Annotated in this window: 18 protein-coding genes; 13 read left to right on the top strand and 5 right to left on the bottom strand. The window is 64.0% G+C overall.

Annotation, left to right across the window (positions count from 1 at the left end; all coding sequences use genetic code 11):
• Positions 1-3: 3 nt before the first annotated feature.
• The 11 genes from E1748_RS22175 to E1748_RS22225 all read left to right on the top strand — a co-directional run bounded on the left by E1748_RS22175 (position 4) and on the right by E1748_RS22225 (position 16,509).
• Positions 4-1,518 carry a hypothetical protein gene (locus E1748_RS22175; RefSeq protein WP_240766726.1) on the top strand — a complete coding sequence of 505 codons (1,515 nt, stop codon included), beginning with the start codon at positions 4-6 and terminating at the stop codon, positions 1,516-1,518.
• Positions 1,519-1,526: 8 nt separating this feature from the next.
• Positions 1,527-3,296 carry a pyruvate, phosphate dikinase gene (locus E1748_RS22180; RefSeq protein WP_133649279.1) on the top strand — a complete coding sequence of 590 codons (1,770 nt, stop codon included), beginning with the start codon at positions 1,527-1,529 and terminating at the stop codon, positions 3,294-3,296.
• A 109-nt stretch (positions 3,297-3,405) separates the two neighbouring features.
• Positions 3,406-4,164: a glucose 1-dehydrogenase gene (locus tag E1748_RS22185; protein WP_133649280.1), complete on the top strand. Its 759-nt coding sequence runs from the start codon at positions 3,406-3,408 to the stop codon at positions 4,162-4,164.
• 210 nt (positions 4,165-4,374) lie between these two features.
• Entirely contained in the window at positions 4,375-4,596 is a 222-nt protein-coding gene (locus E1748_RS22190; RefSeq protein WP_133649281.1) for a hypothetical protein, read from the top strand.
• An 18-nt stretch (positions 4,597-4,614) separates the two neighbouring features.
• Entirely contained in the window at positions 4,615-4,992 is a 378-nt protein-coding gene (locus E1748_RS22195) for an HrpB1 family type III secretion system apparatus protein (RefSeq protein WP_240766727.1), read from the top strand.
• A 56-nt stretch (positions 4,993-5,048) separates the two neighbouring features.
• Positions 5,049-5,483 carry a GNAT family protein gene (locus E1748_RS22200; RefSeq protein ID WP_133649283.1) on the top strand — a complete coding sequence of 145 codons (435 nt, stop codon included), beginning with the start codon at positions 5,049-5,051 and terminating at the stop codon, positions 5,481-5,483.
• 270 nt (positions 5,484-5,753) lie between these two features.
• The gene (locus E1748_RS22205; RefSeq protein WP_133649284.1) at positions 5,754-6,602 is read left to right on the top strand and encodes an oxidoreductase; all 849 of its coding nucleotides are present in this window, start codon (positions 5,754-5,756) and stop codon (positions 6,600-6,602) included.
• 576 nt (positions 6,603-7,178) lie between these two features.
• Entirely contained in the window at positions 7,179-8,471 is a 1,293-nt protein-coding gene (locus E1748_RS22210) for an efflux RND transporter periplasmic adaptor subunit (RefSeq protein WP_133649285.1), read from the top strand.
• An 18-nt stretch (positions 8,472-8,489) separates the two neighbouring features.
• The gene (locus E1748_RS22215; RefSeq protein ID WP_133649286.1) at positions 8,490-11,624 is read left to right on the top strand and encodes an efflux RND transporter permease subunit; all 3,135 of its coding nucleotides are present in this window, start codon (positions 8,490-8,492) and stop codon (positions 11,622-11,624) included.
• The gene (locus E1748_RS22220) at positions 11,621-14,983 is read left to right on the top strand and encodes an efflux RND transporter permease subunit (protein ID WP_133649287.1); all 3,363 of its coding nucleotides are present in this window, start codon (positions 11,621-11,623) and stop codon (positions 14,981-14,983) included. The genes E1748_RS22215 and E1748_RS22220 overlap by 4 nt, the downstream gene beginning before the upstream one ends.
• A 17-nt stretch (positions 14,984-15,000) precedes the next feature.
• A complete protein-coding gene (locus E1748_RS22225; RefSeq protein ID WP_133649288.1) occupies positions 15,001-16,509 on the top strand; it encodes an efflux transporter outer membrane subunit in 1,509 nt (502 codons plus the stop codon).
• A gap of 25 nt (positions 16,510-16,534) precedes the next feature.
• Here E1748_RS22225 and E1748_RS22230 read toward each other — a convergent pair whose 3' ends face one another.
• Together E1748_RS22230 and E1748_RS22235 are read right to left on the bottom strand one after the other, a co-directional pair.
• On the bottom strand, positions 16,535-17,014 hold the full coding sequence (locus E1748_RS22230) for an RrF2 family transcriptional regulator (RefSeq protein ID WP_133649289.1): 480 nt from the start codon (positions 17,012-17,014) through the stop codon (positions 16,535-16,537).
• 53 nt (positions 17,015-17,067) lie between these two features.
• Entirely contained in the window at positions 17,068-17,847 is a 780-nt protein-coding gene (locus E1748_RS22235) for a hypothetical protein (protein ID WP_133649290.1), read from the bottom strand.
• A gap of 299 nt (positions 17,848-18,146) precedes the next feature.
• Between E1748_RS22235 and E1748_RS22240 the strand changes: the two genes are divergently transcribed.
• Both E1748_RS22240 and E1748_RS22245 read left to right on the top strand, forming a co-directional pair.
• On the top strand, positions 18,147-19,055 hold the full coding sequence (locus tag E1748_RS22240) for an NAD(P)/FAD-dependent oxidoreductase (RefSeq protein ID WP_133649291.1): 909 nt from the start codon (positions 18,147-18,149) through the stop codon (positions 19,053-19,055).
• Between the two features lie 150 nt (positions 19,056-19,205).
• Positions 19,206-19,577 carry an ecotin precursor gene (locus E1748_RS22245; RefSeq protein ID WP_133649292.1) on the top strand — a complete coding sequence of 124 codons (372 nt, stop codon included), beginning with the start codon at positions 19,206-19,208 and terminating at the stop codon, positions 19,575-19,577.
• Positions 19,578-19,892: 315 nt separating this feature from the next.
• Here E1748_RS22245 and E1748_RS22250 read toward each other — a convergent pair whose 3' ends face one another.
• From E1748_RS22250 to acs, 3 genes are all read right to left on the bottom strand, one after another.
• On the bottom strand, positions 19,893-21,911 hold the full coding sequence (locus E1748_RS22250) for a sodium:solute symporter family protein (RefSeq protein ID WP_133649293.1): 2,019 nt from the start codon (positions 21,909-21,911) through the stop codon (positions 19,893-19,895).
• Between the two features lie 3 nt (positions 21,912-21,914).
• A complete protein-coding gene (locus E1748_RS22255; protein WP_133649294.1) occupies positions 21,915-22,247 on the bottom strand; it encodes a DUF4212 domain-containing protein in 333 nt (110 codons plus the stop codon).
• An 836-nt stretch (positions 22,248-23,083) separates the two neighbouring features.
• Positions 23,084-25,066 (bottom strand): acetate--CoA ligase, encoded by a 1,983-nt coding sequence (acs, locus tag E1748_RS22260; protein ID WP_133649295.1) that lies wholly within the window; start codon positions 25,064-25,066, stop codon positions 23,084-23,086.
• Positions 25,067-25,095: the final 29 nt, after the last annotated feature.

Below are 25,095 nucleotides of genomic sequence, written 5' to 3' on the forward strand. Positions count from 1 at the left end.
GAAATGCTGGTGCGCGACTTCATGGATCTGGCTGAAGGCGGCCTGCCATGGCTCGATGGCGTCGCCGCGAATATCCCGTACAACAACTTGAGAGTCACGATCGCCACGCAAGGATGCCATTTCGACGTCGTCGACGATTGGGGCAGTTTTGAAAGTAGCCCGGCGTTCACCTCCGACATGATCACCGGTGTCGGACTCTATTCGTCCGATCCGTTGTCGGATGGTTTTATACCCGTCGGCATGGAGTCCGCAGACGAACTGACGTCGGCGTTTCATGACCTCACCGGCAGGCTGAAAGAGGCGATGACGAACCTCTGGATGCGTCTCGCCGGATGGTCTCGCGACCAGTTGCTAGACGCCGGCGCACTCATCTACAACGGGGCGATGAGAAACCTCGCGCATATCGCGGGCGTCTACGAATCCGACGACTGGTTCACGATCGACCCACGCGCAGAACGCTTTCGCCCGTTGCTAAACGACGAGTTTTCCGAGGGCATGCTTGCCGAGCTGGCCGGCGGGATTTCGCTGCCGAGTCAACAGGCGTCGCCGTTCGTGATGATGCAACACGCCAATCGCCCGGCGTCGATGTTTACGCCGCTACCCTGTTCGCTGATAGCGGACGAGGACTACGCGCCGTCGACAGGCGATCTTCAGCGCGGCACGTCGCATCTGCCTCCGAAAGAAGATCGCTATCGCACGTCGCGAGGCATTCTTACCGCTGCCGGATACAACGCAGCAGCACGCGCGCTGGAGCCGGTGGCTGCTTCGACGCGCTTCCGCTATCTGTGCGAAACGTGGGTCAGGTACAACCGAAAGACATCGCTTGCCGACGACCTTTACCGGCACGAACAGCGCCATTCGCGCACACTTCGCGACCATGGCGCAAGCCACACGCCGGACCCGCGCAAGGCATCGACAGATTCGATGTACGCGGTGCTCCATGCCCTTGCGCTCAAGCCTCACGCCTTCTCCGCCGACATCGCAACGCTGTCCGGTATCAGCCCGGAGGACACGCTCCGCCTGCTAACAGCGGCTCAGGAAAATGGCCGTGCAGTTGAAATAAACGGCAAGTTCATTCTTGGCCCGCTCGCACGCGTCGCGCTGAAAATCCGCTATGCAAACGAATACGCCGACATCAGAACGGACAGCTCGTTCATTGCTCACTACGAAGCCTTCGAGCGGATCAACGTCCAGTTCAAGGCCTTGATCACCGATTGGCAAACGGTCGAGATCGGCGGACAACGCATAGCAAACGATCACCATGACAAGCGCCATGACTTTGCGGTAATCGACCGGCTAGGCACCTTGCACGATCACGTGGACAGCATGTTGGCACGCCTTGCTCAAGCGGTGCCACGGCTTGAAAAGTATCGCGCACGCCTGCTCGCGGCATTGGAGAAGGTAGAGGAAGGCGCGATCAAATGGGTAAGCGACGCGAGCATCGATAGCTATCACTCCGTGTGGTTCCAGTTGCACGAAGATCTGCTCAGGATCGTCGGGCGGCAGCGTACCGAATAGGACACCCTATGGCCATTTCATTTGGAAGATGGGTGCTTGGACTCGATGGCGGCGACTTTCCGGCAAAGGAGTTGATCGGCGGTAAGGCGTGGTCTCTTGGGCACATGTCTGCGTTAGGTCTGAACGTCCCTCCGGCATTCGTCGTGACCAACCGCGCATGCCGGGAGTATCTGGCCGACGAAACGAACCTGACCGGCATCGAAGACGAAATTGCCGCAGGCATCGCATGGCTGGAGGCACGCACCGGTCGTACGTTCGGCGGCGGGCCTGCTCCACTGCTGGTGTCCGTACGCTCAGGCGCTGCGGTCTCGATGCCCGGCATGATGGATACCGTGCTGAACGTCGGCATCACGGATGCGACCGAATCGCTGCTCGCGACACTGTGCGGGAATCCGGCATTCGCACGCGACACCCATTGCCGCTTCCTCGATCTGTTCACTCGCCTGGTGCTCAACGCGCCGCCCGTGGAATTTCCTCAAGAAAACGACCCTTCGGCCTGGTGCGACGCACTTGCCAAAGCAGGCAGCCCGGTGCCGGACGACGTTCGGGCACAACTGAACATGACCGTGCGTGCGGTATTTCGCTCGTGGAACTCGAAACGCGCGCAACGGTATCGCGCTCACCATGGCATCGTCGATGACGCCGGCACTGCCGTTCTGGTGCAGGCGATGGCGTTCGGCAATCGCGACGCGCGCTCCGGGACCGGCGTGCTGTTCAGCCGCAACCCACTGACTGGCGAGCCGGTGCCGTATGGCGAATTCCTGCCGTGCGCGCAAGGCGAAGACATCGTCTCCGGCAGAGTGACGCCGCATCCTCTCGACACGATGCGCAGCAACCTGGCGGATGCACTCGACGGGCTGCTCAATGCAGCCCGACTGCTGGAACGCGCGAACGGCGATATGCAGGACATCGAGTTCACTGTCGAGAGCGGCGAGCTGTTTCTGCTTCAGTCGCGAACCGGAAAGCGCGCACCCGAAGCAGCCGCTCGCATTGCAGTCGACATGGTGACCGAGGGATTGACCTCCCCCGAAGTCGCACTGTCGCGTGTCTCGCCCGAACAGATCAGATCGTGTCTGCGGCCCCGGCTTGCCGATAGCGCTGCCACGAGCGCGCATGCTTTACAGCGTGGCGAAGGCGCGTCGCCTGGCGTCGGCTGGGGCGTCGTCGTCACGGATCCGGACGAAGCAGAACGTCGTGCGCGACTCGGTGAAGATGTCGTGCTCGTGCGTGCCACCACCAGCCCTGACGATCTGCACGGCATGATTGCAGCCCGTGCGATCGTGACGGAATCCGGCGGAGCCACCTCTCACGCTGCCGTGGTCGGCAGGGCGTTGGGACGCCCATGCGTGGTCGGTTGCGGTAGCGGTGTTGTCGCCGCGCTCAACGGTCGCGTGGTAACCGTCGATGGAAGCACCGGCGTCGTCTACGACGGAGCGCTGCAGGTCGCCGCCCCGGACGAAGAAAACGACGCGATCCTGCAGCGCCTCTGCCGTCTCGCCGAAGCCCATGCACCCGTCGAGATTCACGCTGACAGCAGCGCCGCTGCATTGCCGGCCCACACCGATTTCTCCTCCGTTTCCGACCTCGCCGTGCTGCGCGACGCGTTAGCCGCACTTCCGCAAGGAGCCACGGTCAGCGGGTCAATCTTTGCGCAGGATGACGAAGCGATAAAAGCCGCTGTCGAAGCGGGTGTGGCCAGAATTTTCACGCGGCCACGCCTGCCGGCTCTGCTCGCGTCCATTCGCTATGCCGGCGCGAAAGAACTCGTCGTGAGCTAACGGCTACTCGACACTCCACGCGGCCTCATGGAACCGGCGCCGCGTGATTGCCGCCTGACGTCGACATGGCTGTGAAGCCGGAAACTAACCCCACTGTGAGGAGCAAGTCGTGTCAAGACTCGTTGAAAAAGTAGCGCTAGTGACGGGCGGAACGTCCGGCATCGGAAAGGCAACTGCCCTGCTCTTCGCGAAGGAAGGCGCGAAGGTCGCGATCGCCGCGCGACGGGAAGACGAAGGGCAACAGGTCGTCCGCGAAATCCGCGAAATGGGCGGCGAAGCCATTTTCGTCAAGACCGACGTGACGAAAGCGGACGACTGCGCGTCGGCGGTCTCCCGTACGGTCGCGTCATTCGGGAAACTCGATATCGCGTTCAACAACGCCGGCATCTCGCGATCGGGCCAGCCGACCGCCGACACCGACGAAGAAGCATGGGACGCCGTCATAGACGTCAACCTCAAGGGAACGTTTCTGTCGATGAAGTATGAGATCCCCGAGATCCTGAAGGCCGGCGGCGGGTCCATCATCAATATGTCGTCGACGTACGGCCTGATCGGTTCCGCGCTCGGCGCGTGTTCCTATCACGCGTCAAAGCATGGAGTGATCGGCATTACCCGCGCCGCAGCGCTCGAATACGCGAAACAGAAGCTGCGGGTCAATGCGGTCTGCCCCGCGTTCGTGGCGACCGATATGATCAGCGAATTTCTTGCGGATCCCGATGTCGCGGCTCACCTCGCGTCGCTGCACCCCATCGGCAGAATGGGCAAGCTCGAGGAAACAGCGGAGGCGGTCGTCTTTCTCGCGAGCGACGCGTCGACCTTCATCACCGGCACTACGTTGTCGATCGACGGCGGGATGGCCGCAGGCTGAACACGAATGACATGCGCGGCGCAAGCCGCCGCGCATAGACACGCCGCCCAAACCCCCGCCTCATCAAAAACGGCTTCGCTTCACCGCACCCCGCTTCGCATCCCCGCCTCGCCGCCCATCTTCCAGCCGCTACATTGACTACAGGTACCGTCACCACGGTTCCCCAACGTAGCTCCCTCTTCAGCAACCCTTTGCCCCAGGAGAACCACCATGGCAGCAGCAGGCAAGTTACTCGGCAGCGTTTCGCACGTCGCGGAAAAAGCAAATCCGGTCCTCGAAGGCGCCAACGGCGTGAAAGAACTGTTCGGTAAAAAAGAAACCGGCGAGTCGAACAGCCCGGCACCGGCCGGTTCGCCCCCGGACAATGCGATCCAGCAACTGATCCAGAGCGTGGAGCAGGCGCTGAGCGGCGGCTCGGGTTCGAACACGTAATCGATGCGAGGACTCCCCATGGACCTGCTCCAGACCAATGAGGCCGCCCGGCTGGGGCGGGCCGTGATCGACAGCATCAAGGCCAATAGTTTCGACGAGGCCGAGACGCTTCTTCAGCAGTTGCACGAGGTGCATCCGGCCTCGAAGGACATGCTGATTTTCCCCGTGCTGATGGCGATTCAACGCGGCGACGTGCGGGGCGCATGGCAGATCGTCAACGGCTTGCCCGACGACGAAAGTCCCGAGTTGAAGGCACTCTGCCTGTACCTTCTGAAAGATCCGTCGTGGCACAGCTATGCGACGGCACTCGAAGAAAGCCCGGACCCGTACATCCGTAAAGCGATGCTGCGACTCCTCGAACGCGAGGAAGAAACGGGCCTCGGCGAGCCGGCGTGATGAAACGGCTCGGTCTTGGCGCTCGTGCGGATCTGAACGTCTATTACGAGGCAGAAATGGCTCGTTATAGAACGCTCGGCGAGCACGGGCAAAAGATGCTGCAGGTCGTCACGCTGGAACGCTTCATCGATTTTTTCAACGCATGTCCCTCGATCGGTTTCGAGTACGACGGGAAACCGATCGGGGGCATGATTTTCGACGGCGAAGAAGCGCACGTCGCGGTGCTGCCCGAGTATCACGGACGCTGGGCGTTGCTGTGGGAACCGGCACTCGACTGGGTCTTCAGTCTCAAGCAGGAAATCCACGTCAAGGTCGAGGCGTTCAACGACACGTGTATCGCGTTCATGGAACGCAATGGCTGGCCCGCGATCGATCGCGTCGACGGCTTCATCGTCTATCGGATGACGCCGCATACGCGGGTGCGCAAGGGGATCGGTCTGTCCGCGAATCGCTTGAACAATCCCGCACACGCGGCCCGCGCGTCCGCATAAACCACCGAACCGCGCCGCAGTGGCACGGCCATTGCTGATGATGCCCGGCGTGCGTCGCTGATGCCCGCACAACCCGTATGGATTTTGTCAGGCCCGATCCCGGCGAACGCGTCGAGTGCGCGAGGCCAGGAGAATCCGGCAAAGCTTCAAGATATTCAGGCATTCCCTGTCCCGATGCTCAGGCCTACCATGGCAATCTCGCCGGAAGGCACACGCACGTGCATGCCGTCTCCCCCACGGCCGTCACCCGAACCGAACAGGAGTCTCTCCATGATGAATCGCAACAATCCCGTCTGGCTGATCACCGGCTGCTCGACCGGCTTCGGTCGCGAACTCGCGAAACTCGTGCTCGAACGCGGCTGGCGCGCGGTCGTCACCGCACGCGACGTGTCGAAGGTCGAGGACATCGTCAAGGGTCACGAAGACCAGGCACTCGCACTGCCGCTCGATGTGAACAACCCTGAGCAGGTCGCGCAGGTGGTCGCGCAATCCGTCGCGCGCTTCGGCCGCATCGACGCGCTCGTCAACAATGCGGGCTACGGCTATCTGGCCGCGATCGAGGAAGGCGAAGACGACGCGGTACGCGACATGTTCGAAACCAACGTGTTCGGTCTCGTCGATATCACGAAGGCCGTGCTGCCCACGATGCGCGCGCAGAAAAGCGGCTTGATCGTCAACGTGTCGTCGATCGGCGGTCTCGCGAGCTTCGCGGCGACCGGCTATTACCACGCGACCAAATATGCAGTGGAAGGTCTGTCCGAATCGCTCGCGCTCGAAGTGAAGCCGCTCGGCATCGACGTGCTGATCGTCGAGCCGGGTCCGTTCCGCACGAACTGGGCAGGGCCGTCGATCAAACAATCGGCGGTGCGCATCGCCGATTACGACGCGACCGCCGGCGATCGCCGCAAGCAGACCGAAGCGCGCAGCGGCAACCAGGCGGGCGATCCGGTGCGCGCCGCGCAGGCGATCATCGATGCGTCGCTGTCCGACACGCCGCCGCTGCGTCTGCTGCTCGGCAAGGCGGCGCTCGAACTCGCACGCAAGAAGCTCGATACGCTGCGTCACGACTTCGACACGTGGGAAGCAACGACGGTCGGTGCCGATTTCCCGCAGGGCTAGCGCTCAGGGCTAAGCCCAGTTCATCGAAAGCCTTTTGAAAACGATGCGCCGCGTCATGCGGCGCATTCTCTAACCTCTCCTCAATACAGAATTACCGCGACGGTTGCGCCGATGCGCCCGTCGCCCTCTGCTGCGCCCCGCCCCGCCGGGCTCTCCGGCAATCTCTCCGATTCTCGCGGCCTTTTACCGGCCATTACACCGCCCGTATCCTGTAATTTTGCGCAATCTCTTTAACGGTTGTGTGAACGGAATCGCAAGGTGCGCACGTTACACTGCGGCGCATGGCTAACCGACTCCCGTTGTCCATCGCGGCACACGCTCGCACGACATTCGTCCACACGGATCGGCGTATCCGCCGCGCGGCCACATCGCGCACCGTTGCGAGATGAGACGGGATGAGATGAACGTCCCGGTGCGCCAGCCCGCAATCCGCGCGGCGTGCGGTGGCCATCACGGCCGCCGCCGCAGCCACCGCAGCAGTCGATCCGGCATTCGCCGCAATCTAACGGCATGCCGGTTCCCGCAGCATGCCCCGCCCCCGCATCGTGGGCAGCCCATGTCTTTGGAGATATTGCTATGAGCGAAGCTGTGCCCACGCAGCCGAGGCGCTCGCGACGCACTCTCGTCGTGCTCGCGATCGTCCTGCTCGTACTGATCGCGCTCGTCGTGGTTCACGTACTGCGCCGGCAGAAACCCACACGCGCCACGCCGCCGCAGATCGTCACGGCAGCGACAGCTACGCTCGGTCCGATGCCCGAGGTGCTGAGCGAACTCGGCACGGTGACGCCGACCGCAACCGTGACCGTGCTGCCGCAACTGAGCGGCTATCTCACGGCGGTCGGTTATCACGAAGGCCAGGACGTCGAGAAAGGTCAGTTCCTCGCGCAGATCGATCCGCGTCAGTACGAGATCTCGAAGCAGCAGGCGCAGGCGCAACTCGCGAAAGACAAGGCCGCGCTCGCGCAGGCCCGCTCCGATCTCGCGCGCTTCACCGAGCTGAACCAGCACAAGTCGATTGCCGAGCAGACCTATACGGACCAGGTGTTCCTCGTCCAGCAGGATGAAGCCGCCGTGAAAGCCGACCTCGCGACGATCGCGCAGGACGATCTCGATCTCGCCTATTGCCACATCACCGCTCCGGTCGCGGGACGTGTCGGTCTGCGGCTCGTCGATCCGGGCAACTACGTGACGGCGTCGTCGTCGCCGGGCATTGTCGTGATCACGACGGTCAAACCGACCACCATCGAATTCACCGTGCCGCAGGATTCGCTGGCCCGCGTGATGGATCGCCTGAACAGCGGCGCGAGTCTGCCGGTCACCGCGTACAGCAGCGACAACTCGAAGCAGATCGCCACCGGCAGCCTGTACGCGGTCAGCAACCAGATGGCCACCGCAACCGGCACCGTGACGCTGCGCGCGACCTTCGCAAACGACGACGAAAAGCTGTTCCCGAACGAGTTCGTCAACGTGAAGCTGCTGGTCGATACGCTGCAGAATGCAGTGCTGGTGCCGACTCCCGCCGTGCAGACCGGCGCGCCGGGCGACTACGTGTACCTCGTCAATGCAAACCAGACGGTGTCGGTCCACAAGGTCACGCTGGGTCCGAGCGACGGCAAGAACACGGTGATCACGTCGGGCCTCGCATCCGGCGATACGGTCGTCACCGACGGGATGGATCGCCTGAGCGATGGTGCAAAAATCCGCACGGCCGCGGCCCATGCAGCGAATGCCGCGAATGCGGGCAGCGGTGCAAGCAGTGCCGCCGCCGCTTCAACCGACGCAGCCAGCAGCACGCATGCTCACCGGCGAGCACATGGCGGAGCGTCGGATGCATCGGATGCATCGGCCTCACCCGCCGCCGCGTCGTAGCCCTACCCCGATGCGCCGATGAATATCTCCCGTCTGTTCATTCTCCGCCCGGTGGCGACGCTGCTGCTGATGGTCGCGCTCGTGCTGGTCGGTCTCGTCGCAGTGCGCGTGCTGCCGGTTTCGTCGCTGCCGAACGTCGACTATCCGACGATCCAGGTGCAGACCTTCTATCCGGGCGCAAGCCCGGACGTGATGGCGACCACCGTCACCGCGCCGCTCGAAGTGCAGCTCGGCGAAATCCCCGGTCTGCAGCAGATGACGTCGTACAGTTCCGACGGCGCATCGGTGATCACGCTGCAGTTCGACCTGTCGCTGAACCTCGACGTTGCGCAGCAGAACGTCCAGCAGGCGATCAACGCGGCGAACAGTTTTCTGCCGAGTGGCCTGCCCGCTCCGCCGACGTACGCGAAGGTCAATCCCGCCGACCAGCCGATCCTGACACTCGCGGTGACATCGAAGTCGATGTCGCTGACGCAGCTCGAAGACACCGCGAACAACCGGCTCGGTACGAAGATATCCGAAGTGCCAGGCGTCGGTGTCGTCACCACAGCCGGCGGCAACGTGCCCGCGATCCGCGTCGAAGCCGATCCGCAGAAACTCGCCGCATATGGTCTGAATATCGACGATCTGCGCACGCTGTTGAGTTACGTCAACGTGAGCCAGCCGAAGGGCAATTTCGACGGCCCCGATCTCGACTACACGATCAACGGCAACGATCAGATCTCCGATCCGAAGGATTATCTCAACACCGTCATCGCGTATCAGAACGGCGCGCCCGTCTACATGCGCGACGTCGCGCGCGTGACGTCGGCCGCACAGGATGTCGAGCGCGGCGCCTGGTACAACGGGACGCCCGCGATCGTGCTGAACGTGCAGCGTCAGCCGGGCGCGAACGTGATCGCGACCGTCGACCAGATCAAGAAGGAACTGCCGCAACTCGAATCGACGTTGCCGGCCGGCATGAAGGTCACGATCGTGTCGGACAGCACCGGCGTGATCCGCTCGTCGGTGTCGGATGCCGCGTTCGAACTCGTGCTCGCGATCATCCTCGTCGTGCTGGTGATTTTCGTGTTCCTGCGCAACGTGCCCGCGACGATTATTCCGAGCGTGTCGGTGCCGGTGTCGCTGATCGGCACGCTCGCGGTGATGTATCAACTGAACTACTCGATCGACAACCTCTCGCTGATGGCGTTGATCATCGCGACGGGCTTCGTCGTCGACGATTCGATCGTGATGATCGAGAACGTCGTCCGCTATCTCGAGGAAGGCAAGACGCCGCTCGAAGCCGCGATCGAAGGCGCCGGGCAGATCGGCTTCACGATTCTGTCGCTGACGATCTCGCTGATCGCGGTGCTGATTCCGCTGCTGTTCATGGGCGGTGTGATCGGCCGGCTGTTCAGCGAATTCGCGGTGACGCTGGCGGTGACGATCGTGATATCGGCCGTCGTGTCGCTGACCGTCGTGCCGATGCTGTGCGCCCGGATGCTGCGCGCGGAATCGGATCGGCATCCGAGCCGCTTCGAGCGGATCAGCGAGCGGCTGTTCGACAAGACGCTCGCCGCCTACGAACGCGGGCTGCGCTGGGTGCTCGACCATCAGCTGCTGACGCTGTTCGTCGCGCTCGGCACGGTCGCGTTGACGCTCGTGCTGTATGTCGTGATTCCGAAGGGACTGTTCCCGGTGCAGGACGTCGGCGTGATCCAGGGCATCAGCGTCGCCGACAATTCGGTGTCGTACAAGGCGATGGTCGCGCGGCAATCGGCGCTCGCCGACGCGATCCTGAAAGACCCCGACGTGACGTCGTTGACCTCTTACGTCGGCATCGACGGGATCAACACGACGCTGAACAACGGCCGCTTCCTGATCAACCTGCGCGACCGCGACAAGCGCTCGCTCTCCGCACAGGAAATCGCGCGACGGTTGCAGGACGAAGTCGCCGACGTGCCGGGCATCAAGCTGTACATGCAGCCCGAACAGGATCTGACGCTCGATACGACCGTGTCGCCGAACCAGTACAAGTTCGTGCTGCGCGGGCCGAACCAGCAGGCGTTCGATCAGTACGTGCCGGCGCTGATCGACAAGATGAAGCAGATTCCGTCGATCACCGACGTGACGAGCGACCTGAACACGAACGGCCTGAGCGTGTACGTCGACGTGAACCGGCAGCTCGCTGCACGCTACGGGATCACGGCCGCAACGATCGACAACGCGCTGTACGACGCGCTCGGCCAGCGCATCGTGTCGACGATCTTCCAGCAGTCCGACCAGTACCGCGTGATTCTCGTCGCGAAGCCGGAATCGGTGCCGACCGTGCAGTCGCTCGGCAACCTGTATCTGCCGAGCCAGACGAGCAGCAGCGGCCAGGTGCCGCTCGCCGGCATCGCGAAGATCAGGATCCAGAAGTCGCCGCTCGTGATCAGCCACCTCGCGCAGTTCCCGGCCGTCACGATCTCGTTCAATCTCGCGAAGGACGCGTCGCTGAGCACCGCCGTCGATCGCATTCGCACGGCCGAGAAAGCGGTGAATCTGCCGCCGTCGATCACGTCGTCGTTCCAGGGCGCCGCGCAGGCATTCGAGGATTCGCTGTCGAGCGAGGTCTATCTGCTGGTTGCCGCACTCGTCGCCGTGTACATCGTGCTCGGCGTGCTGTACGAAAGCTTCATCCATCCGGTGACGATCCTCTCTACGCTGCCGTCGGCGGGCATCGGCGCGCTGCTCGCGCTGATGATCGCCGGCAGCGATCTCGACGTGATCGGCATCATCGGGATCGTGCTGCTGATCGGCATCGTGAAGAAGAACGCGATCATGATGGTCGACTTCGCGCTCGAAGCGGAACGCGGTCAGGGAAAGTCGCCGCGCGAAGCAATTTTCGAAGCGTCGCTGCTGCGCTTCCGGCCGATCCTGATGACGACGCTCGCCGCGATGCTCGGCGCACTGCCGATGCTGCTCGGCACCGGCACGGGTTCGGAACTGCGCCGCCCGCTCGGGCTCGCGATCATCGGCGGGCTGACGTTAAGCCAGGTGCTGACGCTGTTCACGACGCCGGTGATCTATCTGTTCTTCGACCGCCTCGCGCAGCGCGTGAACCGTCGACGGCGCGAACGTAGCGAACGCCGCGCACGCCCCGCAGATTCCGGCGAGCAGACATCGTGAACATTTCGGCGCTCTTCATCCGGCGCCCGGTCGCGACGACGCTGCTGGCGATCGCGATCCTGATCTCCGGCGCGCTCGCGTACTTCCGGCTGCCGGTCGCGCCGCTGCCGAACGTCGCGTACCCGGTGATCGTCGTGCAAGCGAACATGGCGGGAGCAAGCCCGGACATCATGGCGTCGACGGTCGCGGAGCCGCTCGAGCGACGGCTCGCGACGATCGCCGACGTGAGCGAGCTGACGTCGATCAGCAACGTGGGATCGTCGCGGATCGTCATCGTGTTCGGTCTGAAGCGCGACATCAACGGCGCCGCACGCGACGTCGAAGCGGCGCTGCAGGCCGCGCGCGCAGACCTGCCGACCACGCTGCGCGCGAATCCGACCTATCGCCAGTACAACCCTGCCGACGCGCCGATCATGGTGCTCGCGCTGACGTCCGACACGCTGACGAAAGCGCAGCTGTACGACTCGGCCGATTCGGTGATCCAGCAGCAGCTGTCGCAGGTGAATGGCGTCGGGCAGATCACGCTCGGCGGCGGCGCATTGCCGTCGGTGCGCGTCGAATTGCAGCCGGGCAAACTGAACAGCTACGGCATCGGTCTCGAAGACGTGCGCGCGGCGATCGGCGCGGCGAACGCCGACAGTGCGAAAGGCCACCTCGACCAGGGCGACCAGCGCTTCATCGTGCGCTCGAACGACCAGATCACGAAAGCGGCGCCCTACCGCGACGTCGTGATCGCGTACCGCAATGGCGCACCGGTGACGCTCGCCGACGTCGCCGACGTCGAGGACTCGAACGAAAACATCCGCAACGCGGGGCTCTTCAACGGCAAGTCGGCCGTGCTCGTGATCGTCTACCCGATGCCGGGCAGCAACGTCGTCAGCACCGTCGCGCAGATCCGCAACGTGCTGCCGACCATCGAGGCGACGCTGCCGAGCAGCGTGCACGTGAACGTCGCGATCGACCGTTCCGAATCGGTCCGCTCGTCGGTGTCTGACACCGAGCGCACGCTGTTCATCGCGGTGCTGCTGGTGGTCGGCGTCGTGTTCATCTTCCTGCAGTCGCCGCGCGCGACGCTGGTGCCGGCCGTCGCGCTGCCGCTGTCGATCGTCGGCACGTTCGGGCCGATGTACCTGCTCGGCTACAGCATCGACAACCTGTCGCTGATGGCGCTGACGATCGGCACCGGCTTCGTCGTCGACGATGCGGTCGTCGTGCTCGAAAATATTACGCGCCATCTCGAGGCCGGCATGAGTCCGCGCGAGGCCGCGTTCCAGGGCAGTGCCGAAGTGGGCTTCACGGTGATCTCGATGAGCCTGTCGCTGATCGCCGTGTTCCTGCCGATCCTGCTGATGCCCGGCATCGTCGGGCTGCTGTTCCATGAATTCGCGGTCACGCTATCCATCGCGATCCTGATCTCGCTCGTCATTTCGCTGACCGTCACGCCCGCAATGTGCGCGTACGTGCTGAGCCGCGAGCGCGCGGGTCACTCCAGCGCGCGCTGGGCCACGTGGGTCGACGCGCAGTTCGAACGCTTCAAGCAGGCCTATTCGCGCTCGCTGACCGCCGTACTCGACCACTCGCTGCTGGTGATCCTGACGCTGATCGGGCTGCTGGTCGCGAACGTGTTCCTGTTCAAGCTCGTGCCCGCGACGTTCTTCCCCGAGCAGGATACCGGCATCCTGGTCGGCCAGATCATCGCGGATCAAAGCATCTCGTTCCCGGCGATGAAGCAGAAGCTCGCGCAGTTGCAGTCGATCGTGCAGAAAGACCCGGCGGTCGCGTCGGTGGCGGGTTTCACCGGCGGCCGCGCGCTGAATACCGCGAACGTGTTCATCGAACTGAAGCCGCTCGCGCAGCGGCACGCGAGCGCAACCGACGTCGTGAACCGTCTGCGGCCGAAGCTCAACCAGGTGTCCGGCGCGCGGCTCTTTATCCAGGCGCAGCAGGATCTGCGCATCGGCGGTAGACAGTCGGCCGCCGAGTATCAGTACACGCTGACGAGCGACGATTCCGACGCGCTGTTCAAGTGGACGCCGAAGCTCGTCACCGAGCTCAACAAGCAGCACGGCCAGTTGCTCGACGTGAACTCCGATCTGCAGCAGAACGGCCTGCAGACTTACGTGAACATCAATCGCGGCACGGCGGCGCGCTACAGCTTCGCACCGAACCAGGTCGACAACGTGCTGTACGACGCGTTCGGCCAGCGCACCGTGTCGACGATCTACAACCCGTTGAACCAGTACTTCGTCGTGATGGAAGTGGCGCCGCAGTACTGGCAGTACCCGCAGTCGCTGGACAATATTTTCTTCAGCAAGGCAGCGGGCAACGCACTCGGCACCGCGCAGACGCGGATGCCGGGCGGCACCGTCAGCGGCGTGACGGCGCCGAGCGCGATCAGCGCGGCGGCGGGCGCGGCGGCGAACACCAGCTCGCTGAACGCGGACGCGGAGGCCAACCAGGCCAACAACAGCATCTCGAACAGCAAGGGCGGCAGTTCGAGCGGCAGCGCGGACAGCACGGCGGCCGAAACGATGGTGCCGTTGCCGGCGTTCGCGACCTACGTCAACAACCACACGGCGACCCAGGTCAACCATCAGAGCGGGCTCGTCGCCGCGACGATCTCGTTCAACCTGCCGCAGGGCGGCTCGCTCAGCAACGCGGCGGTCGTAATCGACCAGGCGATGCGCGACATCGGCATGCCGGCGACGATTCACGGCGCGTTCGCCGGTGCGGCGCAGGCGTACGCGCAGTCGATCGGTACGATCCCGCTGCTGATCCTCGCCGCGCTCGGCGTCGTCTATATCGTGCTCGGCGTGCTGTACGAAAGCTCCATTCACCCGCTGACGATCCTGTCGACGCTGCCGTCGGCGGGCATCGGCGCCACGCTCGCGCTGCTCGTGTTCGGCACGCCGTTCTCGGTGATCGCGCTGATCGGCATCATCCTGCTGATCGGCATCGTCAAGAAGAACGGGATCATGATGGTCGACGTCGCGATCCATTTGCAGCGCAGCGAAGGCAAGAACGCGCGCGAGGCGATCCACGACGCGGCCGTCGTGCGGCTACGGCCGATCATGATGACGACCGCCGCTGCCGTGCTCGGCGCGGTGCCGCTCGCGATCGGCATCGGCCAGGGCGCGTCGCTGCGTCAGCCGCTGGGCGTCACGGTGATGGGCGGGCTGATCGTGAGCCAGCTGTTCACGCTGTACACGACGCCGGTGATCTATCTGTATCTCGACCGTCTGCGTTCGCGGCTCGTCAGGGCGTCGGCGCGGCTGCCGTGGGTGGGTAGCTCGGGAGCGTCTGGAGCGTCGGCGCAGTCGGGAGCGCCGGGACCCTCGAGCGAATCGCGCGGACCATAGGACACGAAGGCATGACGATGAAATACTCCTGCACTCCCCTCGCCGCCGCGCTGACGCTGATGCTCGGCGGCTGCATGGTCGGCCCCGACTACCAGCGGCCGCAGGTCGCGGTGCCGGCGACGTACACCGAGCTACCCGGCTGGACTCAGGCCGAGCCGGCCGCCGAAGGTCCGAAGGGCGCATGGTGGACTGCGTTCCACGATCCGCTGCTCGACGAACTCGAGCCGCAGGTGTCGGTGTCGAACCAGACCGTGCGTCAGGACTACGCGAATTACCAGGAAGCGCTCGCCGAGGTCAAGGTTGCGCGCAGCGGACTCTTTCCGACGCTCGGCGTGACCGGCTCAGGGACGCGGCAGCGCACGAACGGCGGTTCGTTCTCGAGCGGCACGAACGGTGCCGGTCTGTCGCGCGGCGCGACGATCAACAACTCGGGCTCGCTCGAAGGTAACGCCAGCTGGGCGCCTGATCTGTGGGGCCAGGTGCGCCGCACGATCGAGGAAAACGCGGCGACCGCGCAGGCCAGCGAAGCGACGCTCGCGAACGCGACGCTGTCCGAACAGATCACGCTCGCCACCACCGTGATCGATCTGCGCACGACCGATGCGAACATCGATCTGCTGACGCAAACCGTCGCCGCGTATCAGCATGCGCTCGACGTCGTCACCAACCAGGACCGCGCCGGCACTGTCGCGCCGTCGAACCTGATTACCGCGCGCACGCAGCTCGAAAGCGCGCAGTCCAGCCTGATCGCGCTCGGCGTATCGCGCGCGCAGTACGCGCATGCGATCGCGGTGCTGGTCGGCAAGAACCCCGAAGCGCTCGACATCCCGCACAGCACCGCGATGCCCGCGTTGCCGTCGATTCCGGTCGGCGTGCCGTCGACGCTGCTCGAACGTCGCCCCGACATCGCGACTGCCGAACGTCAGATGGCTGCGCAGAACGCGGCGATCGGCGTCGCGATATCGGCGTACTACCCGACGGTCTCGCTGTCGGGCGCGATCGGCTTCACGCAGTCGCCGCTCGCGGGGTTGCTGCGTGCGTCGAACTACATCTGGTCGCTCGGCGGCAGCGCAACGCAGACGCTGTTCGACGGCGGCGAGCGCAGCGGCAACGTCGCGGCAGCGAAGGCCCGCTACGACGCGGCGGTCGCGAATTATCGCGGCACCGTGCTGACTGCGTTCGAGAACGTGGAGAACGATCTAGCCGGGCTGCGCATCCTCGCGCAGCAGGCCGACGTGCTGACCGCAGCCGTCACCGATGCGACGCGCGGCGCGCAGATCACGCTCGACGAATACCAGGCCGGCACCGTCGACTACACGACGGTCGCGACCGCGCAGGCGACGCAATTGAGCAATCAGCAGACGGCGCTCGGTGTGCAGGAGCAGCGGTTGATCGATGCGGCTTCGTTGATTGGGGATCTGGGGGGCGGGTGGTCGATGGGGGATCTGCATGATGGGCGGGATCCGGGCAAACCGGCTACTCAATCCGCAACGAAGCCGGTCGCGAACGCGGCGGCTGCGCAGTAACGGCACTGCTGCCGCGTGAGGCCCGCTACTTGTGATGCGGCTTGTGCGGCGCGAGCGGCGTGCCTTTTGCGCCGCGCGTTTTTTTCGCGAAGCGGTCTTCGAAGTCCCGCGCGATATCCCCTACCGTGACGTCGCCGAACTGTTCGAGCAACAACGCTTCCGCGTTCTTCAGCGTCTGCGCGATCCGCGCGTTCACCGCCTGCTCGACGAGGCATTGCGCTTCGTCGTCGGTCATGCCGAGCGCGAAAACCGGCGGCTCGCCGAGCGCACGATAGACGTCGAGCAGCGTCAACTCATCGAGCGACACCGTCAGCACCCAGCCGCCGCCGTGTCCCTTGTCGGATTGCACATAGCCGTTGTCACGCAGGCCGCCGAGCATCCGGCGCACGACGACCGCATGCGTGCACAGCATCCCGGCAATCTTCTCGGACGTCATCGGCGCATCGTGCCGGTCCATGTGGATCAGCACGTGCAGCATGCGGGACAGGCGGTTATCGCTTCTCATCGGTCTGACCCACGATGTTCTTCATGTCGGAAAATTTCGATGCCGGCATACCGCTAACCGATCCCCTGCACCGCCGCGATATCCGACAGACTGCCGCGAAACTCGTAGCTGCCGATGTGGCCGACTTCGAACCACGGCGCGCCGTAGACAGCGCCGCCGATATCGCGCCAGCGCTTGCAGAACATCAGGTCTTCCGACAGCATTTCGCCGCGCTCGTTCTTGCCTAGATCGAAGAACGTATGGATGGTTTCGCCACCGCCGGCTCGATCCGGTGAGGTCATCACTGCATCCGGATAAGCATCGGCCATCGCCAGAAACACCTCCCTCTTGATCAGCATGATGCCCGTGCCGATCCCGTCGACCTGCACCGGCCGCTCGACATTGAATCCCTGTTCCGGATGCCTGAGCTGATAGGTGCCGTACGAACCAGCCACCCTGGCCAACTCGTGCGGCGGCATCTCCGGATAGCGACGCGCCGTCGACGCAACGTTCGGCCAGTTGATTTCCTTGCGAGGACACATCGCGGCGATCACATCGAGATCGGCGTCGAGCATCGCCAGCACGTCGCTGCTGCGAAATATCATGTCGGCATCGATGAACAGCAGGTGCGTGCACTGAGTGCGCTTGAGGAACCAGTCGCTCAACAGGTTGCGGGCAATCGTGATGAGACTTGAGCTTTTGGTCCACGCGTACTCGAAGCCGATACCGCGTTGATACAGCGCAGCCTGCAATTGCAGCAGCGAATGCGTGTACGAGCCGTAGCACTGGTCGTTGTAGATGGGCGACGCTACCAGAATGCTGGCGGGTCGCGGCGTTCCGTCTTGTTGAGTCATGGGCTTGTAGAAGAATCGACTGGGGCGGGCGCGGCCATACAGGAGTGATCTCCGGAGGTTGGGGACAAGGTTGCTTCGTTGTTCACGACGAGGCCGGCCGGGCATCTAAACACGACTTTACCGGAATCCTGACCGTTCCTGATCCGGAATAGCGGCCGTCAATCTCCCGTCTCCGGTTCTTCAGTACGGGGTGCCCTGCCTCTCAAGAAACATTATAAGTTGCATGATACGAGTCCGCCCGCTATCATGAAACTCATGAAGTTACATGATGCAGCCAACCTGATACGGGAGAGGACAGGATGCAGACTTTCTACGAAGCGATCGTCGTCGGCGGCAGTTTTGCGGGACTCGCCGCCGCGTTGCAGCTTGCGCGGGCACGGCGCAACGTATTGCTCGTCGATGCGGGGCAGCCGCGCAACCGCTTTGCCGCGCATTCGCACGGTCTGCTCGGGCACGACGGCAAGCCGCCTCGGCAGATCATCGACGAAGCGCGCGCGCAGCTCGCCGCGTACCCGAGCGTCGAGATCGTCGAAGGCCGCGCGGAACGGGCGCAACGACAGCACGGATGGTTCGAGGTCGCGCTGGCGGACGGCCGCACGGCGTCGGCGGCAAAGCTGATTCTCGCGACCGGCGTCACCGACGAACTGCCCGCGCTGCCAGGCATCGACACGCGCTGGGGCGCGACGGTATTCGCGTGTCCGTACTGCCACGGCTACGAGTTCGGCGACCGGCAACTGGGTGTACTCGCCACGCACGCGATGTCGGCGCATCACGGGATTCTCGTGCCGGACTGGGGCCCGACGACCTACTTCACGCAAGGCCTCTTCGAACCCGACACCGAGCAGGCCGCGCAGTTCGCGGCGCGCGGCACGAAGCTCGAACGCGAGCCCATCGTCGAATTGCTCGGCACGACGCCCGCACTCGAAGCCGTCAGACTCGCGGACGGACGCACCGTCCGCATCGACGCGCTGTTCGTCGCACCGAAGATCCATCAATCGAGCCCGCTCGCGGAACAGCTCGGTTGCGAACTCGAACCGGGGCCGTTCGGCGACTTCATCAAGGTGGACGGGTTCAAGCAGACCAGCGTCGAAGGCGTCTATGCGCCCGGCGATGCATCGAGTCCGATGGCGAGCGCGACGTTCGCCAGCGCAGCCGGCGCGATGGCCGGATTTGCCGCGCATCAGTCGCTGGTAATGGCGCGCGTGTAGTGTGCGTCTAGCGCGCGACGCCCTCTCCCCGGCCCTCGAGCGCATTCGTAACCGCCGTAATGGTCCGTTACCACTTGCTGCATCTATTTCAGCGACTGCCGCCCACAATGCATTCCGTGGTCCCGATGAATCGGGACAAGGAGAAGCAAAATGAGAAAGATCGCAGCGGCAGTACTGATGGTGGGCAGCCTCACGGCTGCAGGGCAAGCTTCCGCTCACGGGCGCGGCGGTGACATCGTCGGTGCGCTGATCGGTGGCGCGGTGCTCGGCGCCGTCGTCAGTGCCGCATTGAACCCCGCGCCGGTCTATGCAGCACCCGCGTATGCGCAGCCGGTCTACGCGCAGCCGGCTTATGCACAGCCGGTGTACGCGCAGCCCGCCTACGCTGAACCGGCGTATCAACAGGCACCGGCGTATGCGGGCCCGCCCCCGGGATACTGCTACGACCACTACCAGCGCGCGTACGTCCCGTGCGGCGCGCCGACGGGACAGTACGGTTACGAGCAGCAACCGGGCTGGTAAGCAACACGATGTAGCGCGACGGCGGGTTCGACCCGCCGTCGCGTTGTTTCATTGTCGAATGCGCGGTAGCGCGCGGTAACTGATCCGGCATCGCTTTATCGCTCGTCATGCTGCCCGGTGCAGATCGCTGGGCACGCACCACACTCCCCCGATTTCGTTCCGCCGATCCAGAGTCGCGTTATCGCACGTGATGCTGCTCCGTGAGGATCGCCGGGCGTACGACACGCCTCCGGCTTCGCTCAGCCGATGTATGGCGCGCAGCTTGTCACACGCAAAACCGCTCACGCTACGTCTACGCCATCCCTGCATAGCCCGCTACGGATGCCGGATATAGTCGACCAGCGCCCGCGTATAGGCATCGGGCTTGCGATCGACGAGACTCACCACGACCGCGACCACAAAACCCGCCGGCACCCCGAACACGCCCGAGCTGATCGGCTCGATGCCGAACCACCGTGCGCCGGCGAAGCCTGTCATCTGCGTGAAGAACGGATACGTCGACACGATGTAGTAGATGCACACGATCAGCCCCGCCAGCATGCCGGCGACCGCGCCGAGCCGCGTCGTGCGTTTCCAGAACACGCCGAGCACGAGCACCGGGAAAAGACTCGACGCCGCCAGCGAAAACGCCGCGCCGACGAGGAACAAAATGTTCCCCGTATTCAGCGACGCGACGTACGACGCGAACAGCGCAACGCCAAGCAGCAGGATCTTCGAGATCGTCACGCGCCGCTGGCTCGACGCGGCCGGATCGACCATGTGGTAGTAGACGTCATGCGACAGCGCGTTCGCGATCGTCAGCAGTAATCCATCTGCAGTCGACAGCGCGGCAGCCAGCGCGCCCGCTGCGATCAGCCCCGACATCACGTACGGCAGCCCGGCGATTTCCGGTGCCGCGAGCACGACCATGTCGGGCTGCATCTGGATCTCGCTCCAGCGGACGATGCCGTCGAAATTCACGTCGGTGATACTGAGCAGGTAAGGCTCGACACGCCGCCACTGCGTCACCCATTGCGGCAGATCGGCAAAGCGATGCCCGACGAGATTCGACAGGATCTCGTACTTGATCAGCACCGCGAGCACCGGCACCGTCAGATAGAACAGCGCGACGAAGAACAGCGTCCAGCCGACCGACCGACGCGCGGACGCCACCGACGTCGTCGTGTTGTAGCGCGTGAGAATGTGCGGCAGGCTCGCGGTGCCGAGCGACAGACACAGCAGCAGCGACAGGAAATTGCGCATGTGCACGCGCCGGTCTTCTTCGCTTTGCGCGGGAAACGGTTCCGACATCGGCACCGGCGCCGATGCGCGCGCGAGCAGTTCGTCGCGCCGCTGCGTCCAGACGACACGCGCGGCGGCGGCATCTTTCGGAAACGCGTCGAGTTCGCGCTCGTGGCCGTTGATCTCGCGCAGCGGTCCGTTGCGGCGACGCAGATCGGCGATCTCATGCACCAGCTGTCCGCGCTTGTCGACGAACGACTGCGGCAACGCGTCGAGCTGCTGCTGAACCTGCTGCGCCTGCTTGCGATATGCGTCGCGGACAGCCTGCTCGGGGACCGACGTGCGCACCTGCTGCTCGAGTGCTTCTACGCGTTCCATCAGCCGGCCGTAGCTGACCTGCGGCACCCAGCCGAGCCCGTCCTTGTGCGCGATCATCGACACCGGGATCAGGATCGCCGAGATCAGGATGATGTACTGCGCGACCTGCGTCCACGTCACCGCGCGCATGCCGCCGAGAAACGAGCACACGAGAATGCCCGCGAGTCCGCAGAAGATACCGATCGCGAAATCGACGCCGATGAAGCGCGTCGCGATCAGCCCGACGCCCTGAATCTGCGCGACCAGATAGACGAACGAACAGAGGATCGCCGCCAGCGCCGCGAGCGCGCGGACCAGGTTGCTCGAGAAGCGCGTGCCGAGAAAATCGGGAATCGTGTAGCGCGCGAGCTTGCGCACGTACGGCGCGAGCAGGAACGCGACGAGACAGTAGCCGCCGGTCCAGCCCATCATGTACGCGAGGCCGTCGTAGCCGGTCGCGTACAGCGAGCCCGCGAGACCGATGAACGATGCCGCCGACAGCCAGTCCGCGGCCGTCGCCATGCCGTTGAACGCGGACGGCACGCGCCGCCCGGCGACGTAGTACTCGACGAGATCGGAGGTACGCGACAGCAGTCCGATCACTGCATATACGGCGATCGGCACGAACAGGAACACGTAGCCGATCCACATGCCGGCGCCGTTCGCGACCTCGATGCGCCATAGCACGTAGATGAAGAAGAGGAAGCCGAGCGTGTAGATCGCGTAGGAGCGGACGAGCCGGTGCGCGAGCTTCATCGATCAGTTGACGCGCGTGGCGTTGTCGGCATCGCGCGCCGTTTGCAGCACGCGGTCGGCGCGTTGCATCAGCACGATGTACACGACGATCAGCGCGAGGTACACGAGGATCGCGCCTTGCGCGCCCATGTAGAACGGCAGACGGAATCCGGCGAAGCGGACGTGCGTGAGATCGCGCGCGGCAAGCGGCACGACGAAGGACACGACGAAGCCGATCGTCATCAGTGTCGCGATCAGGGCGAGGTTGAAACGCCAGTAATGGCGATGGGCGCGGGCCATCGATGCCGATACGGGTGGGGGCTCGGGAAGGGGGTTCTGTTGGTGTGGGGCGGCCATGCGACTGTTTAGCAAAAAGTGCCTGCCGAGGCAATCGGGACTTTTGTTTTTGGTTTTGGTTTTGGTTTTGGTTTTGCCTGGCGGCGCAGGCGTTGCCTTTCCCTGCGTGTGCTTTTCTTTTCTGTCCTTCCGCGTGGCGGTGCTTATTCGCGCCTCGCGGCGCAGGCGTTGCCCCTGTGCGGGGCAGCACCTACTTTTCTTTGCCGCGGCAAAGAAAAGTAGGCAAAAGAAAGCCGCCGATACGTTAGCAGGTCTTTTCCGTGTGCTGCCTCGGTGGCACTCGCCTAAGTGGGCACCACGTTCACCTAGTCTGGTGGTCCGAGACGAGACCGGCCCCCGCATCGCGACGCGGAGTGACAAGGGGCCCGCACATCCCGCGACGCACTGGTGTGCGCGCGGATCGGTCTGCGTGGGAAACCATCGGGAAGATTGAAGGCGCAGGCAAAACGCGATCGCGTTGCGCGTGGATGAGTGACCACGCCGGGAAAGATATGGCTACGCTTGGCGGCACGTACCGGGCGATCAGATCGAGCGAAGGGGGTTATGCCCTTCGGCGGCGAAGCCCGCCGGAACGGATGACTGCCTTGTCACCAAGGCACGCGGTGCGAGGGCAGGTCTCGTCTCGGACCACTATGCAGGGTGAGCGTGGTGCCCACTTAGGCGAGTGCCACCGAGGCAACACACGGAAAGGACAAGGTAACGTTTCGAGCGGCTTTCTTTGCCTACTTTCTTTGCCGCGGCAAAGAAAGTAGGTGCCGCCCCGCACAGGGGCAACGCCCGCGCCGCGAGGCGCAAAACCGTAGCCCCCTGCCAGGGCAAAACAAAGCAAAACAAAATCAGAGCGTTTCTCCAAGCTGATCAAGAATCGCCGGATTCTCCAACGTAGATACATCCTGCGTAATCGCCTCGCCCTTGGCAAGCGAGCGCAGCAAGCGCCTCATAATCTTTCCTGAACGCGTCTTCGGCAGATTGTCCCCAAACCGGATGTCCTTCGGCTTCGCGATCGGTCCGATCTCCTTCGCCACCCACGCACGCAGTTCGCTCGCGATCTTCACCGCCTCGTCACCCTCCGGACGCGACCGCTTCAACACCACGAACGCAACCACCGCCTCGCCAGTCGTGTCGTCGGGCCGACCGACCACCGCCGCTTCCGCGACGATCGGATTCGATACCAGCGCCGACTCGATCTCCATCGTGCCGAGCCGGTGACCCGACACGTTCAGCACATCGTCGATGCGACCCATGATCGTGAAGTAACCCGTCTCCTTGTCGCGCACGCTGCCGTCGCCGGCAAGATACAGACGGCCGCCAAGCTCTTCCGGGAAGTAGCTCTTCTTGAAACGCTCAGGGTCGCCCCACACGGTGCGCAACATCGCCGGCCATGGTCGTTTGATCACGAGAATGCCGCCCTGTCCGTTCGGTACGTCCTGGCCGGTTTCGTCGACGACCGCCGCCATGATGCCCGGTAGCGGCAGCGTGCATGAACCCGGCACGAGCGGCGTCGCGCCCGGCAGCGGCGTGATCATGTGGCCGCCCGTTTCGGTTTGCCACCACGTGTCGACGATCGGGCAACGACCGCCGCCGACGTTCTCGTGGTACCACACCCACGCCTCCGGATTGATCGGCTCGCCCACCGTGCCGATCACGCGCAGCGAACTCAGGTCGTAACTCTTCGGATGTACTTTTGCATCCGCTTCCGCGGCTTTGATCAGCGAGCGGATCGCGGTCGGCGCGGTGTAGAACAGCGTAACCTTGTGCTTCGCGATCATGTCCCAGAAGCGGCCCGCGTTCGGGTAAGTCGGCACGCCTTCGAACATCACCTGGGTCGCGCCGAGCGACAGCGGACCGTACGCGATGTAGCTGTGTCCCGTGATCCAGCCGATGTCGGCGGTACACCAGAACACGTCGTCAGGTTTCCAGTCGAAGGTCCACTTCATCGTCTGCGCAGTCCACAGCAGGTAGCCGCCGGTGCTGTGCTGGACGCCCTTCGGCTTGCCTGTCGAACCTGACGTGTACAGGATGAACAGCGGATGCTCGGCGCCGACCCACTCGGGTTCGCATTGGTCCGATTCGTTCGCGACGAGTTCGTGCATCCACAGGTCGCGGCCTTCGTGCCACGCGACCTTGCCGCCCGTGCGGCGATAGACGATCACGCTCTTCACCGCTTCGCAGCCGCCCATCGCGAGCGCTTCGTCGGCGATGTTTTTCAGCGGCAACGCCTTGCCGCCGCGCATCTGTTCGTCGGACGTGATCAGCGCCACGGCGCCGACGTCGACGAGCCGTTCGTTCAGCGACTTCGACGAGAAGCCGCCGAACACCACCGAATGCGTCGCGCCGATCCGCGCGCACGCCTGCATCGCGACCACGCCTTCGACGGACATCGGCATGTAGATCACGACGCGGTCGCCCTTCTTCACGCCGCGTGCCTTCAGCGCGTTTGCAAAACGGCTTACGCGTTGCAGCAGGTCCTGGTACGTGACGCGGGTGACGGTGCCGTCGTCGGCTTCGAAAATCACCGCGACGCGTTCGCCGTTACCCGCTTCGATGTGTCGATCGAGGCTGTTGTACGACGCGTTCAGTTCGCCGTCTTCGAACCACGTGTAGAACGGCGCTTTCGATTCGTCGAGCACCTTCGCGAACGGCTTCTTCCAGCTCAGCGTTTCGCGCGCGAGGCGCGCCCAGAAGCCTTCGTAATCGCGTTCCGCTTCGGCGACGAGCGCCCGGTACGCGTCCATGCCGGACACCGTCGCCTGCGCCGTAGCGGCGGCAGACGGCGGAAACACGCGGCGTTCGTGAAGTACAGATTCAATCGCAGACATCGACTACCCCTTGGTGAAGATGAAACCGT

It is taken from the genome of Paraburkholderia flava, from assembly GCF_004359985.1.
Lineage (GTDB): Bacteria > Pseudomonadota > Gammaproteobacteria > Burkholderiales > Burkholderiaceae > Paraburkholderia > Paraburkholderia flava.